Below are 17,536 nucleotides of genomic sequence, written 5' to 3'. Positions count from 1 at the left end.
TTATCTGTATAAAGTGAAATGTCCTACAAACTCTCTCGCATCTTTCTCGTCTTTCAATTTAAGAACATACCAGTAATCTCCTGTTGGTAATTCTTCGCCATTGTATCTACCATCCCATTTTTGTCCGTAGTGGTATTTAGCAATTATACGACCGTATCTGTCGAAGATTGAGAATTCAAGGTTGTTGTAAATATTTGTACAACCAGGCCCCCATGTATCATAAATACCATCTCCGTTAGGTGTAAAGTAATTATCAAGACAAACATCTACGTAAATAGCATGAACTGTGATTGTCGCCGTACATCCGTTTTGATCTCTTACTATTACTACATAATCTCCTGTTTTGTAGATTTTGTATTTGTTTGAAGATGTAAACGGCTCTCCGTTGAAACTGTATTCGTAAGCAGGTGAACCACCAGCAGCAGTAACATTAATGATATTCATTTCCTGTTGTCCTGTAGATTCAGCAAGAGTTAACGGATCGTATGCTTTGATATCGAAACTAATCGTTGGCACGATACATCCATTTGTATGTCTTGCCACAATAAAGTGTCTTCCCGGAGCAACATTTGTAAAGATGTGACTTGTCTGGAAAGGACCTGCTTCATTATCAAGTGCATAATCAATCTGTGTAAGATCTATATTGCTTGCATCAACTGTAATAGTTACCATGTTAGATTGTGCGTTGTTCACACAGTCATAATTAACTTCGACAGTTGGGTTAAGAACTACCGGTAAAGGCATGTTTTCTACAAACTCAGATGTACATCCCTGAGCATCTTTAACATAAACGGTATGAACACCTCCTGAAAGGTTAGTAAAGTCAAAGATTGTCTGATCTATTGCTCCTACAGTATAAGTTCCGTTTTTAACATCAAGACTTACGCTATATGGTGCTGTACCTCCTTTTATTTCGATACTAAATGCTCCGTCTTTGTCGTCTTTACAAACTTCTGGAATCATAGAGTTTGCAAGTTCTTTAACTATAAGAGGTAGTGGTTGTGTAATTTCTATTTCATCTACTACATAACAACCATTTTCATCTTGTGTAACGATAGTATAAATACCAGCAGTTAATTTCTCGAATGTGTTTTTAGTATCAAACTGATTCAAGTCTGGTGAAATTGCATATTTAACTAAACCTGTACCACCTGCGTAACTCATCACGATTTGTCCATTGTTTTCTCCAAAACAAGAAACGTTTGTTGCTACGTGTGTAGTGCTCAGACCAACAGCAGGTTCTTTAATTTCTACAGATTTTACTACTGCATCACAATCACCACTTACAACTCTAACATTGTAATTTCCTGCGATCAGTCCTTCGAATCTACCATCAGCCTGAGGTCCTTGTAATATAACACCAGCTGTAGTTTCTAAAGTATAAGCGTAGTTTCCTAAAGCTCCCGCAGCATTTGCAACGATAACACCAGTTTGTTCACCTGTACATTTTACAACTGCATTTGTAATATCTAAGTCTAATAACAGAGGCTCTAAAGCATCAATTTTAATTTCGTTAGAAATACTAGCTACACAGTTATTAGCATCTTTTACAAAGTATTGGTATTTACCAACCGGTACTTGTAATGTTACAGAACTTGTAAATGGAGTAACATTATATGTTGTACCATCTGCACTGTAAGTATAAGGAGCTGATCCTCCTGTTGCACTTAATGTAAGGATCGTTTCTGTATCACATGTTTGTGATGTTGCTAAAGTTAAGTCAGCAACAATTTCTGTTGGTTCTGTAATAACAATATTAGCTGATGTTATTGAACAGTTGTATCCGTCAGAAACTGTAATACTATATGTTCCGGCAGGTAATCCTGCGAAAACAGGATCAGTTTGCGGACCTGAAACAGCAACTGGGTTTACTGATAAGTAGTTTAATGTATACGAATAGTTACTTCCCTGACCACCTGTTGTTGTATGTACAGTAATGATACCGTCTCTTCCTCCAAAACAAGATAACATTGCCGCATTTGGCGTAGCATTTACCTGGATTGGATCCGGCTCAACTAATGTTACTATTTCAGTATCGATACATCCTTTACCATCTTTAGCATTTACTGTGTAAACTCCGGCTTTTAATCCTGTAAAGTTTCCATCAGTTCTGTAAGCAACTATTGGAGCACCGTTTAATACTAATTCATAAGTATAGTTATTATCCCATCCACCTACTGCAGAAGCAGAGATTTCACCGTCATCATAATTTGCAGATGTACAAGTAATTGGACTAGTTAATACTTTAACCTCTAATTCAGCTGAAGGCTGCGCTATTGTAAACACACTAGAAACAGTACACTCAGGTAATGCTCTTAATTTTGCCGTTACGGTATATGTACCTGCAACAAGGTTTGAAATCAATTCAGGACCTGCACTTGTAGTTGTTCCTGAAATTACTGCAGGACCACCTGTAATAGTGTAATCAAAAGGACCAGCTTCATCTAAAGGATCTGTTTGATTGTCTACAAAAGTTAATTCAACGCTTCCGTTACTTGTACCATAACAAATTTCTGTTGCAATTGGATTAACCTTAATTTCAAATGTATTAGGATTTGAAACATAGTGCGCTTCTTGTATTGAACAATGTGTATCAGGGTTTTCAACAGTAATTAAATAATTTCCTATTGGTAATCCTGTAAATACTCCTGTTGTATTGTTATCTGTAAATGTGCTTCCGCCAATACCTTCAATTTTGTATAACAAGAATGCCGGAGCCGGTGTACCTGTTGTTTTAACAGTTACAGTTATGTCTTCATTGTTGATACAAGTGATGTTTTTGTTAATATTAATATCAATCTCATCTAAACTAATGAAAGGTTTAATATCGATTATTGATGTTGCTGATCCAACACATCCGTTTTCATCATAAACATTTACAGTATAAATACCTCCTGTAAGATCAAATACAGTATATACATTTGATGTACTGCTTTGAAGTACTGTTGCTCCTTTAATAAATTCATATTTAATGAAGTTACCAGAACCACCAGTTACATTATTTACTGTAATTGTAGCCAGATTATTTCCGTTAGTTCCAGGAGTACAGCCAAATTGAGTAACAATTGGATCAGGAACTGTAATTACAGCTGGCTGACCTATTGTAACATCTTCTAATGCTTTACAACCTCTGCCTGAAGTAACTGTTACTGTATATTGTCCTACAGGTAATCCTGTAAACACTCCAGATGTTTGATCTGGTTTTGTAACTGGTCCTGCAGTAATACTATAGTAATAAATAGGGTTATTATTTACACCTGTTTCATCAATAGTAGCAGTAATAGTTCCATCTGTAAATCCGTTACAAGTTACATCAGTTCCTTTTACAAGTAAACCTTCAATTTTTGTAGCTTCTTCGATATCAAACTCAACTGTATCTGTACAATTAGTTGTTAAATCTGTTACAACAATAATATGATGTCCGTGATTAACATTATTAAATGTTCCTGACGTCTGACCAAAGTTACCGTCTAAGCTATAGCTATAATTTGCAGGAGTTGCTCCTCCTGTAGTTGTAGCTGTAACTACACCATCTACGAAGTTACAACCTGGCAATTTAGTTACCACAACATCTAAAACTAATGGTGGTAAAATATTTACCACAGCTGTTGTTGTTACTTCACAACCATTACCATCTTTTACTGTTACATCGTAAGAACGAGCATCAGTAACTGTAAATGTTGGACTAGACTGGAAGCCATTACCAATACTATAAAGGATTGGTGCCACACCTGTAACTCCTGTGATCGTAAATGTATACGTTCCGTTTGTTGTATCCGGACATTGAATGAACGGAGCCACACTTGGAGTTGTTGGTAATGCATCCTCAATAATTGTTTGAGTTTTTGTAGCTGGACATCCGTTAAGATCTTTTACATAAATATCCCAAACCATGTCAGCTCCATTGTTTGTGTCTACAACAATTACAGGATTTCCACCAAACGTTGTTGGTACAGGAGATCCCTGAACTACTGCTGCATAACCGTAAGCTTGCGTTCCGCCTGTAGCAGTAATTGTAATTGTAGCTTTTTTGTTGATGCAATTAATATTTGTTGCTGTTGATGTGAAATCCAGAACTGCTGGCTCTCCAACTACAAAATTAATTACCTGATCCTGACAACCTGAAATGTTATCTAAAACTGTAAATGTATAATTACCTGCAGTTAAACCTGTGTATGTAATAACATCTCCTACTTTAGTTGCTGTTCCTACAATTGGTGAGATACTGTATCCGTAATTAGCCGGAGTAATGTAGTTCGTTACCGTAAAGGCAATTGAACCTGTGTTTCCTCCATTACATAATACATCGCTTAACAATTGAGCTTCAGCATTGATTTTGTCAGACTCTTTTATTACAATCGCTTTAGTTGTACTACAACCGTTAGCATCTGTAACTTTTATTTGATAATTATCCGGTAATAATCCTGGGAAAATACCAGTTGTATTGTTTGCTACAGCTGTTGCCGGCGAAACAATTTCGTACTTATATGGTCCTACACCACCAGTTACTGCGGTTACAGTAGCTGTAGAAGTTCCTCCTACAGTGTTACAGTAAATTGGTGTTGAAGTAATATTCATATCTGTTGGCGGTGTGTAAGGATTTACGACTACAGAGTTTGCAACTCTACATCCTTTAGAATCGATTACAACATAGTAAACAGTTTTTGGAGTAACTATAGTACTTACATTTAATGTTGGAGAATCTCCAAAAGTAACTCCATTATCAAAACTGTATTTATATCCAGGTGTACCATCAGTAGCTGTTAAGGTAACAACTGCATCCTGAGGAGCATTAGTCAGGCTACAACCAAATGGTGTAACTACTGCCGTTGCTGTTAATGTAGCTGGCTCTGAAATTATTACCGTTTCGCTTACAACACATTTTTTAGCATCTCTTACGTAAACTGTGTAAGTATTTGCTATTAATCCAGCAAAAATGTTAGATGGCTGATATGTTGTACCGTTAATACTGTATTCGTAAGCAGGAAGTCCGCTTCCGGCTGTGATTGTAATACTTCCGGTATTGCCACCATTACAACTTACGTCTGCGTGAGTTGTACTTATTGTAGGCATTACAATAGGATTTATAACTACAGGAAGTGAAACTGCCTGACAGTTTTTGCTATCTGTTACTGTAAATGTATAAGTACCAGGAATATTTGTTGTGTATGGAGAAGTTGCCGGTGTAGGTGCGCCTCCATTAAATGAAACCTGATAATTATTATAGGTCAATGATCCCTGAGTAGCTGTTAATGTAATTGTAGCCAAGTTAGGAGCAGCACATGTTAAATCCTGTAGTTTAGCCTCTAGCAATAATTCCTGATCAAGGTTGTAAACATAAGGTGTAACTGCATCACAATTGTTAGCATCTCTTACATAGAAAGTATAAGAACCCGGCGCATTTAATACGAAGTCTGGGCTAGATTTAAATCCGTTACCAATACTGTACATTAATGGACCAACACCATGACCTACCAAAGTAACATTTACCGGAGCGCCATCATAACAAACACCAGTTATTGGGTCGATTGTTGGTCTAGGATCTGTTACAATAGTTAATGGTAATTGTGCAATACATCCTTTCGAATCTTTTACATAAGCTATCCATGTTTTAGACGGATCTAAAATAGCATTAGGACTAGCTTTATAATCAGTCGCAACAGGAGTTGCAGGAGTTGCAACGAAAGCATAAGTATAGTTTGGAGTTCCTCCAGAACCTATTACACTCACTTTTGCACCAAAAATACAGTTTGCATTAACATTAGAAACTAAAGATAAATCTAATGGTACAGCCGGTTGGCTCACCACTACAGTATTTGTAGCGACACAACCTGTTGCTACATCTACAACATCAATTTTATAAGAACCTACAGCTAAATTTACAAGAGTAACTTTAGGGTTTGTATGTGTTCCTGCAACGGCAACACCGTTGATTGAATAGGTATATGATCCGGCAAAATTACCTACTGTAAATTCTACAGAACCATTTGGAGTTGCTGCTGTTTCGTTACAGCTAACATCTTTTATTAATTGACCAGAAACTGTAATATTTGTTACTGGTTTGATTGTATATGATTTTTGGAATGAACATCCATTTGCATCAGTTACTTTGAAAACATAAGTATCTGGTCCAAGTCCTGCAAAAACATTTACTGTTCCGTTATCAACCGTAATTGGCGATACGATTTCATATTTAGTAATTGCATATCCACCTACTACAGACACTGTAATACTTGTTGTTGGAGCATTACAAGTTACTGCTGCACCAGCAAAAGTTAAGTTTGTAATTTTTTGGTATGGATTAACTGTTACCGTGTTATCAAACGTACAGCCTTTAGCATCTTTAACATAATAGTGAATAGTTTGTACTGCACCATTATCCAGAACTGCTAATGTATTAGCGTCATTGTATACTGCAGAACCATCAAAATTGTATTTGTATGGAGCTGTTCCTGTACCTGCAGTAACATTTACTGTTACAACTGCTGGCTGAGCAACATTACTTGTATTACAAGAATATGGGGTTACAGCTGCAGTAGCTGCAAGAATTGCAGGTTGTCCAACTGTGAAAGGTTTAGACAATGAACATCCTCTACCTGAGAATACTGTAATAGAATACGTTCCCGCAGGTAAGTTAGAGAATATGTTATTTGTTTGTACTGATCCTGTTGGAACAGGTAAGATAGAATACGTGTAAACCGGATTATCGCTGTTAGCAGCCAGATTTACAGTAATCGTACCATCGCTTGATCCGTTACAAGAAGCATCAATTACAACTGCAGTAAAATCTACAAGTGTTGGAGCAGATAACTCAACCGGAGCATTTGCAGTACACAATGTATTTGTATCTGTTATAGTAATTGTATAAGCTCCTGCCGGAACACCTGAAATAACATTACCTAAAATAGTTCCCACATTAGGAGTGATACTATATGTATAAGTACCTGAACCTCCTGAAGGTGTCAATGTTATAACTCCATCGTTATTTGCACAAGTTGGTAATTTAGTAATAGCAGGTACTACTAAAAGAGGTTTTTCGATTACGATAGATTTAGTATCAATACAACCGTTAGCATCCTTGATACTAATAGTATTTGAACCTGAATTTAGACCAGTAACGTCATAAGGTAAACCAGGAATACTTGCATATAAACCGTTGTTTACACTTATAGAATAAGGTGCAACACCTGCAGTAGTTTGAGAAACTCTCACTACATAAGTTCCTTCAGCCACACATTTGTCTACAACTGCTAAAGCAATTACCGGACTTGGTGCTAAAGATATTGTTGTACTAACTCTGTCTGTACAACCATTTGCATCTTGTACAACAATATCCCAATTGGTTCTTGTTGCATAATTTAAGCTTAAAACATTACCTGTATTGAAAACTGTAGGTGTGAAACCAACAGCTCCAGCAGCATATTTATAAGGACCTGTTCCTCCTGTTGTTGTCAGGGTAACCTGAGCATCAACATTACAAGTAGCATCTACAACTGCTGTTATAGTAGTTTTAAGTGGTTGTGCCGGTTGTGTTATGTCAAATGTATAAGCATTAGAACATAATGTACCTGTAGACTCAGAAACTCTTAAAACATAGCTTCCAGCTTTCAAATTTGGTATCGTATGAGAAACCGGACCACCTGCAGGACCTGTTAATGGTCCGCCAATTGCCGGAGTAACCGGTAATAAAGTCAACGCATTTAAAACAACATAATTAATTACAGAAACTGTAGGATCGTAACCGCTAACAGTAAATTGTAATGTTCCTGTTGAAGTACCTGTACAAGTAACATTAGTTGCTGTTGTACCAGTAATCACAATTCCTGACGGAGGAGGAGGAGTTTTAAATTCTAAAATAGAGATACAATCATTAGCATCTTTTACTTGTAAGTAATAAGTAGTTCCGTGTTGTAAACCTATAAATGTATAAGTTGGGCTTGTTTGCGAAGGGCTTTCCGTTAAAGGTTGTCCAAAAATAGAATATTTATAATCCGGTGTACCTCCTGAAGTAGTTACTGTAACATTTACACCTGTAGCACAATTGTTTGAATCTATAACCCCAGTCATGCTCAAATAAGGTGGTGTTTCAATTCTTAATTTACCACTTTTAAATTCACAACCTACTGCATCTACAACGGTAATATAATAATCACCAAAGTTTAAGTTTGCAAATTTATGAACAGCAGTTGCCGCAGCACCTGTTTCAGTATAGGTATCTATTTGTGTAAATGTATTATCGTATAGTCTGTAAACGTATGGAGCAACTCCACCAGAAACTACATTAAGATCAAAACTACCAGGAGTATTTAAGTTACATAAAATTGCATTACGTACTATATTAACCACAATTGGAGCTGGATTATTTAAAGTGATTGATGCAGGTGCAGAAGTACAACCTTTAGAATCTTTAACTAAATAGTCATAAGTTCCTGCCGCTAAACCTCCAAAAACATTTGTAGATACATAAGTAGCACCGTTATCAATACTGTAAGTAAAAGGAGAAACTCCTGATGTAGCTACCAATTTGATAGAACCATCTGTGTAAGCATTACAAGTTGGGTCAACTTTTGTAGCTGTTACAGCAATACTTTGCGGTGTTGTTGTTGTAACTTTATTGGTAACCTTTTTACAACCTGCAGCGTCAGTTACTTCAAAATAGTAATCACCTGCTACAGTTGTAGTAAATGTGTTTCCAACTAAATCCGGAGATGTACCATAAGTTACTCCGCCATCTGTAGAAACTAAATAAGAATAAGGAGCTAAACCTCCGCCTGCATTAATAGTAATACTTGCTCCATCCGGAGTTAAACAAGTAATATCGCTAACTAAAACAGCATTTGCTGTTAAAACAGAATTAACTGTAACCGTAGCTGTAGCTGTACAGTTATTAGCATCCTTAACCGTAACAATATATGTTCCAGGAGAAGTAACTGTAAAAGTATCTGCAGGGCTTGGCGTAACACCATTACTGATAGAATATGTTAAAGGTGCAACACCTCCTGTACCAACAGCTTTAATTATAAAAGAAGTTCCTGTTGAAGTACATTGATTTGTAACTGAAGCTGAAACTGTAGGCGCAATATCTGTAGTAATTGCTACATCTAATTTAATCGAACAACCATTTGCATCTTTTACCCAAACGTCCCAATCTGTAATTGTAGCGTTAAGGTTAGCAGTGTTATTTGATACATAATCAGTTAAAGCAGGTGTAACATTATTTTGTACAAAAGCATAAGAATAAGCTGTAGTACCTCCGGTAGCATTAACTGTTACTTTTGAAGTAGTTACATTACAATTCGCATTTACCACATCAACAGTAGCTGCAAGAGCTTGGGTTGGTTGTGTAATTGTAACTGATTTATTGTCTTTACAATTTGTAGTATTATCTGTTACCTCAAGGTTATAAGTACCGGCAACTAAATCATTTAATGTAATAACATCTCCTGTTGTTGCAGTTGTGTAAGGTAATCCTGTTGGAGTAGAAGTTACTGCAACAGCATAATTTCCTGTTGCGCTAAAGCCACTAATTGTGAATCTTGCTGAACCTGTATTTCCTCCAAAACATAAAACATCTGTCAATTTAGAAGCTGTAACAGTAATTGGTGTAAGACTGTTTACTGTATAAGACTGAATTGCAAAACATCCGTTTGCATCAGTAACTTTAAAAGTATAAGTATCCGGAGTTAATCCTGTAAAAATTCCTGTTGTAGCTCCAGTTACGTTTGTAATAGCAGAAGCCGGAGCAGTAATTACATAAGCTAAAGTTCCAACACCATTTGTTGTTGTAACTGTTACTGTACTTGTAGTACTTGCAGCAGGAGAACATAAAATTGCTGTACCGGTAATTGATGCAATAATTGGAGGATCTAATTTTTTTACAACAATTTGTTGAATTGCTGTTGTACATCCTTTTGCATCTTTAACAGAATAGTTGATCGTTTGATCTGTTCCGTTATCATTAATTGTTAAGGTATTACTGTTGCTATATGGACTTCCGTTGAAGCTATATTCATACGGAGCTGTACCAGTTGTTGGTACTGCAATTGTAATCGTAGCAGATTGTTTTGTATTTGTAACACTACAAGTAAAATTAGTAGCAGTAGCAGTAGCTGTTAAAGTAGTAGGCTGACCAATAGTTACAGCTACAGTATTTGTACAACCTTTACTGTCTTTTACATAGAAAGTATATGAACCTGCAGCTAAATTTTCGAATAATGAAGTTAAAGCATAAGTTGTTCCATTAGAACTGTATGTATATCCTCCTGAACCACCAGCTCCTGTTAACTGAACAGAACCTGTTGCTGAACCATTACAAGAAGCATCAACTTTTACAGCAGTAACAGTTGGGTTTGTAATTGGGGCAACAGTAGTAGATGTAGTAGTAGAACATCCGTTAGCATCTGTAATTACAAATGTATAACCATCAGCGTTAGCAGGAGTTACAGAAATTGTAAATGATGTTCCCGCAATAGGACCAACCGGAGAACTTGGTGTTCCCGATCCTTTTGTTACTGTATAAGTATATGGTGCTTTTCCTCCTTTAACATCAACTTTGATAGTGGCGTCTGGAGTAGTAGTACAATCTAATTCTTTAGTTACACCTGCCAAAGCAGATACTTGAGGGTAAACAGTTACCGGAGTAGCTGCACTAGTTGTACAACCATTTTTATCCTTAACTGTAACTGTGTATGTTCCTGCAGTTACTGTAAAAGTATTACCTGGCTGGAAATTCGTTCCATCAATACTGTAAGATAAAGGGTTTAATCCTGTAGCATTTGCCGTAATAGTAAAGCTTGAAGTTGAACCTGTCTGACATTGATTGTCAACCGTAACCGAAGTAATTACAGGTTTAGCATCTACAGCAATAGTGATTGGGAAATTATCTGTACAACCATTAGCATCTTTAACGTAAACGATCCAGTTTAATACTGTACCGTTTGCAGTATCAACTGTCAATACATCATTATAAACCGTAGGAACCGGAGCTCCTTGTCTTGCAACAGCATAGGTATAAGCAGGAGTTCCTCCTGTTGTAGTAGCTGTAATTTCGGCTGTAAATTTATTACAATTTACTGTAGTTGCCGTTGCAGTAACATCTAACACAGCAGCTGGCTGAGCTAATATAACTGAATAAGTAGCCTGACATTTTGTTAATCTGTCTGTTACAGTAATTGTATAAGTACCTGCAGGCTGAGCAGCAGTAACAGCAATAGTTGTTGTTGCCTGGCTTACATTTGTAGCTTGTTGAATAATTGTATTCGCAGCGTTTCTAATAATATAGTCAAATCCGCTTGCTTTTACTCCACTAACTGTAAATTCAATAGTTCCTGTAGATCCAAAACATTTAATGTTTGTAAGTACTGAACCACCGGCAGTAATATCAGAAGTACCTTTTACAGTATGACCTTTTGTAAATAAACAATTTGTAGCAGTATCAGTAGCCTGGAAAATATAATCACCAGGGGCTAATGATTTAAAGTCTCCTGTTGTATTTGTTGCCGGATTAAATCCTGCCGGACCTGAAATAATCTGGTATGTAATATTCGCTAAACTTCCAGTTTTTACAGCTGTCAAAGTTACGTGTCCGCCTGGAGGAGTTGTAGAACAATCGTATCCGCTATCAACAATAGTGATATCTGTGATTGGGTCTAAAGTACCAATAGTAATCGATAATGGACCAATTTGACAATTATTAGCATCTTTAATGTAAGCTGTTACTGTTCGAGCTGTTGTTGTAGAGAATGTATTTGTTGTTGTAAAATTAGCAGTTCCGTTAAAACTATACGTATAAGCACCAGTTCCTCCACCAGCAGTAACTGTAACTACTGCAGGAACTGTTCCTGTAGCACTACATTTAATTGTTGTAGCAGCAATTGATCCTGTTACAACAGCTGGTTCCGTTAATCTGATAATTGCACTTGCAGAAGTACAACCTTTGCTATCTCTAACCTGATATGTATAATCAACGTTTGGACTTAAATTAGAGTACAAAGTATTTGTTGACCAACCTAGGTTATTAAAGTTGTATTCATATCCGCCTGAACCACCAGCACCAATTAATTCAACTGTACCATTTTGTAAACCATTACAAGTAATTTGTGTTGGCGAAGCAGTAACAGTAGGATTAGTAATTGGGCTAATAGTAGCCGTAACAGTTGTAATACAACCTTTAGAGTCTGTAATTTCGAAAGTATAAAGTCCCGCTCCGGTTGTAGCTGAGTAATTAAATGTATTACCTGTAACATTTACAACACCGCCATAAGCTCCGGTATCTTTTTTAACTTTATATGTATATGCAGCAACTCCATCTGTAATGTCAACTTTAATAGTTGCATTAGGAGTTGTACAATCTAATGTTTTTGTAATTGAAGCAGCCGCTTTTAATTCCGGTGCAATAACAATATTTGAAATTGTTACAGGACAGTTATTACTATCTGTAACTGTAATAGTATGTGTACCTGGTCCAACATTTGTAAATGTATTCGTGTTTTGTGCAGGTGCACCATCTAAACTATATGTTATAGCTCCTGTACCTGTTGCAGTCACTACAAGTGTAGCTCCTTTACTAGATGAGAAACAATAATTTGAAGTAGCAGCCAAACTTGCTGTTGGCAATACTGGCGCATCTACAACTACTTGCGCAGACGCAGTAGAAGAACACGCATATTGATCACGAGTTACAACAGTATAAGTTCCTGTAGGGACATTTGCAAAAACTCCAGTGTTTTGGAAAGCTCTTACAACTGTAACACCATTTGCAGCTCTTAATTCGAATTCATAAGCAGGAGTTCCTCCTGTTGCAGTAGCTGTAATTGTTGCACCTGTAGTACAAGTTGCAAGTTTAGTAACTTTTGCATCAATTTTTAATTCGGCAGGAACACCAATAGGCTGGCTAAATGGGAAACTACAACTTGCAGCTTTATCATCATAACGAATTAAAATATTATATGTTTTACCTGTTAATCCAGTAACTGTAACAGGAGATGTTTTAGAGTTTGTCCATGTTGTTCCGTTATCTAATGAATAATCGAAACCATAAGCAGTTCCAAAATTTTGAGCTGATAAAGTGATTTCTCCATTATTAGCACCAAAACAAGTAAGATCTTTATGACCTACAATTGCAGCAGAAAACGCTTTATCCGTACCCACAACAACTGGGAAATCTTTTGTCGCAAGACAAGATTCCGGAATCTGGCGAACCCAGATATCATCTATAAGAACGTCATTACCGTTAAATTCATTACTGTAAGATCTAATTACAAAACTTAAATTAGTTTTACCAATACCCGGATTTAAGGTTAACTCCTTATATTCCCATTTTTCAGTTTTAGGAACAACCCATGGGTTTGACGTGTCTGTAGTAGCAACAATTTCTTCTACTCCACCTACATTATTTAAATTGTTTACTAACTGAATCGTTAATTTTGGATCAGCATGAGATGTTGATGTTTTTACAATAAGATTCTCTGCCCATAACGAAATTATTACAGACTGATTATCAATTACATCTTTAATTGGTTTACTGTATAAAATACCACCAATTCCCGCAGAACCTCCTACGTTTACACATAAAAATCTTCCTAACGGATCTTGTGGAACTGTATGATCTTTTGCAAAAATCCATGAATTTCCAAAATTCGTTTTAATAGAACTTGCTACCGCATATTTACCATCATTGATTTGGTAATCGTTAAAAGCACCACAAGGATATCCAACTGGGTGTGGTGTAGATTCATCTTCAAAACAGTAAGCAGGATTAATACCCGGAGTAGTTGTATAACCACCTTTACCAAAATCTTCCTGTAATAAGTTACTATAAGTAGAAACTGTAGTTACCGTGTACTTAACAGAAATTGTATGAGTACCAGATGGAACATTTGCAAATACGTTATTTGTAATTGGAGTATTTGGAATACCATTTCTAAAATATTCATATTTATAGTTTGCAGAGGTACCGTTTGTAACCGTTACAGTACTTGTTGCAGTACCGTTACAATTAAATACAGGATCTTCAACTTTTATAGTTGGTTCAGCTGGTTTTTGATCCAGAGTTACCGTGTAAGGAATTGTATACTCACAACCAACTGCATCTTTAATTTTTAAGATATAAGAACCTGGCAATACATCTTTTTCATTTGTAGCCTGCCATGTTGCACCACCATCAAAACTGTATTGATAAGGAGTCGTTCCTCCTTGTGCATTATTAATTCTTAATTTACCTCCTTGTTGACCTAATGTACATCCTGCCAATGCTGCAACACCACCAGATGCTGTAACAGCAGAAGTTGGTCCTGAAATGATTTTTTTCACTGCAGGATCTGAACAATATTTAATAGTAGGCTGACCAAATTCAGGAGTATAAGATATACCATATCTTACAATTACATTATAAGTTCCCGGTTGTAAATTAGAGAATACTGGATTTGTTTGATAAGTTCCTCCATTATTAATACTGTAAGACATACTATATCCGTTAGCATTAGTAACATTTACTCTAATTTCAGAGTTATCATTATAACAAGTACTGTTTGTATTTGTTATTGTATAATCTGGTTTTGTATTAGTAGGAACTACAACTGTTCTGGTTAATGTACAGTTATTTTTATCTACAATTTTAATTACATATGTTCCCGGAGCAGTAACTACATACTCGTTTGAACTTTGAAAAACGGTATCACTATTTATAAAATAAGAGTATGGGCTATTTCCACCTTCTGTAGTAATTTTAATTTTTCCGTCACTACAAGCTGTCAATGGTTCTACCAAAGTAGCTGTCGCTTTGTACTCATTCCAAACCTTACCGATATAAATATATTTTGTGTCTTTACAACCATCATCTGTAGAAACTTCTACAACATAGTTTTGATCTGTAGTTAAATTATCAAAAGTATATTCAGATACTGCAACCGGTCCTACATTATATAATAAGTTTCCGTTATTGTAAACTTTATAATAGTATTGTGGATTAGCATCATTTACTGCAACCTTAATTCTACCTTTTTCACCATAACACAATGGTTGCGTTACTTCTGAAACTACAGCAAAATTTCTTTGTCTGATTTGAATATTAGGAACTGTAAAAATACAAGGATTAAGATTTACACCAGTTTGTCTGATATATACCGTGTAAAATCCTGCCGTAGTGACATTAAAAATATTACTTGCCTGATAATTTGTACCATTAATACTGTACTCATATCCTGCCGGAACACCACCAATAGTAATTGTACCTGGTTTACCGCAAATAATATCTGTATGTTTTTCTGTAGGGTTTAATGAGTTGGTAAATACATTAAAATAGAAACGGTTAAAACAACCACCTGCATAATTTAATGTCAACCTGTATTGTCCCGCTATCTTGGCTTCATAATTTGGTCCGGTCGCAACTTGGGTCCATGCACATGAAGTACCTTCATTAGCACAATTTGGACTAATTGGAGCAGCACAACTTGCCTCATCCAGTTTCTCCCAAACAAGAGTAGAACCGTCTGAAATATGAGTTTCGATTAATCTGGAATCATTTGCACCACACAAGAAAAGATTAGGTAACTCTTTTCCGTTGTTAGGACAAATTAATACCTCACCTTTATAAGGAGCTTTTGCATATGGAATAACCGGATTTGTTGTTGTAGCACCAAATCTGGTTACAGTAAAAGCCTGGTAAATTGATCTACATGGAGCAGCAGCTAAGTTATAAACATAATAAATTCCAGGCTCTTTAACAGTAAGAGTTTGTCCTGTACCTATTTGTTTAGTACGAGCTTCGTCACTAAACCAAGTATAAGAAGTATACCCGTTTGCAGCTACCAGATTTACATCATCTTTACATAAAGTAGCAGTTGCTGTATATTTACAACCATCAACACCTACTAAAAAGTTAGTCGCCTTTGGAGTTAATATACATCCAGTATTGGTATTAACACTTGGATCATCAGAAATTTGAAAATCCGGATTTAATGTTCCTTTATAAGTTGCATAAGCCGAGTTATCAATGCTATTAGAACATGCTTCACTCAATGAATTACAATCAGGAACAACCTTAACTTTGAAACTGATAACTTTATCTGATAATGAATTTGCCTTAACTACTGAATCATCAATTTTAAATACAATACTTCTGGTAGCAGGATCATAACTTTGAATCGATACTCCGGCTGGTAAAGGATTTATATCAGTAGGATAATTAAAAATAATATTAATAGGCAACTGATCTCTAATCGTTAAAGATTTAGCATCATCATTACCGGTATTTTTAAAACCTATTTCATAATTTAATTGTTGACCTAATGTTACATTCTGGTTTCCAATATCTACACCGGCAGAATTTTTTACAATTTTTGTCAGTACAATATGTGGTTCGATAATGTCTACCGCAAAGGCATTAAAGTAGTAGAAATAAACGTCCTGGGTACTTCCTAACTTAATTTTTGCCGAAGTTTCGTTATTATCAATTACAATACCCCCGGGCCTTAATAATGTTCCCGGATTATTAATATTCAAAATACCGGCATCGTATCCTAAGGTATTGGTACTGGCGGGATTTCGATTTAAGAAATCTTCTGTTTTATCCGTAGCCGGATCAACAAAAGTTACACTACTATTAAAGAAGTTATTAGATGGTCTTATAATTGCATTTGCAGCATTTGTAGCCGTAATAGTTGTACCATTAATTTGCAGATAATCTCCCGCAATAGGCTGATCTCCCTCTAAAGCTGCAAAAGCAAATTTTACACGAACAGGACCAGTAGGAATAGTTTTAAATCCTGCAACATCAATATCTAAAGTGGTTGCACCACCAATACCGCTAAAACCATCAAATGATGTAATAAATTTTGCTGGTAAAGTTGGATCTTCATAAACCACAAAAATAGACCAACCGGCAGACAAACCAGTTCCGCCATTTGTTCCTTGACTTGACTTAACATTTGCAACAGTATATAAACCCTGTGCATTTGTTTGTCCCGCTACTAATGAGGTAATATCTGCATAACAAGCATATGCTTTATTATTATCACCACCAATTGGTGCTGCATTAGCATCATGAATGATTTGACCTGTAATGTCATTATAGCCACCTGTAGGCAACTTAAGTTTTACTTTTTCTATACCTGTACGATCATTTTGCTGAAGGATCGCACCCCAGTACAAACCAGCGTAAACAATTTTATAACAGGCAGGTTTTGGTACAGTTAATGTCGCACTACTAGAACTGAAAGTAGTGTTATCATTATCGATATCAATATAATTCATATTGAAATCAGAATTGTATCCAGAACCATTATAAGCGTCTTTTGGACTCCTATTATTGGTTTCCCTGTTCAGGATATTGTTACCAATAAGTAACATATCACCCTTTAATCTCTTGTCAAATCTTGGCGTAAATGGCTTAAGATTTTGAGAAATTACAAAGTAACTTTGAAAGAAAATCAAAGCTATTAAAATCAATCTTAGGTTAGTAGGTGTTTTCATAATCATTTTTTTGTTTACTTACATCTTATCCTCTAAGGGGCATTAGTGAATAAAACAATTAGTATTC

General features: G+C 35.9%; 1 protein-coding gene. It reads right to left on the bottom strand.

What is annotated here, in order from left to right; genetic code table 11:
- Entirely contained in the window at nucleotides 1-17,469 is a 17,469-nt protein-coding gene (locus ASF10_RS08815; RefSeq protein ID WP_198529576.1) for a T9SS type B sorting domain-containing protein, read from the bottom strand.
- Between the last annotated feature and the right edge of the window lie 67 nt (nucleotides 17,470-17,536).

The organism is Flavobacterium sp. Leaf82, from assembly GCF_001422725.1.
GTDB lineage: Bacteria > Bacteroidota > Bacteroidia > Flavobacteriales > Flavobacteriaceae > Flavobacterium.
Note: the sequence above shows the minus strand (reverse complement) of the source record. Positions and strands in the feature narration are given on the sequence as shown.

What these genes read in the sequence shown, in the direction of transcription:
- ASF10_RS08815 (WP_198529576.1), bottom strand. Translation starts at nt 17,469, where the DNA reads ATGAAAACACCTACTAACCTAAGATTGATTTTAATAGCTTTGATTTTC.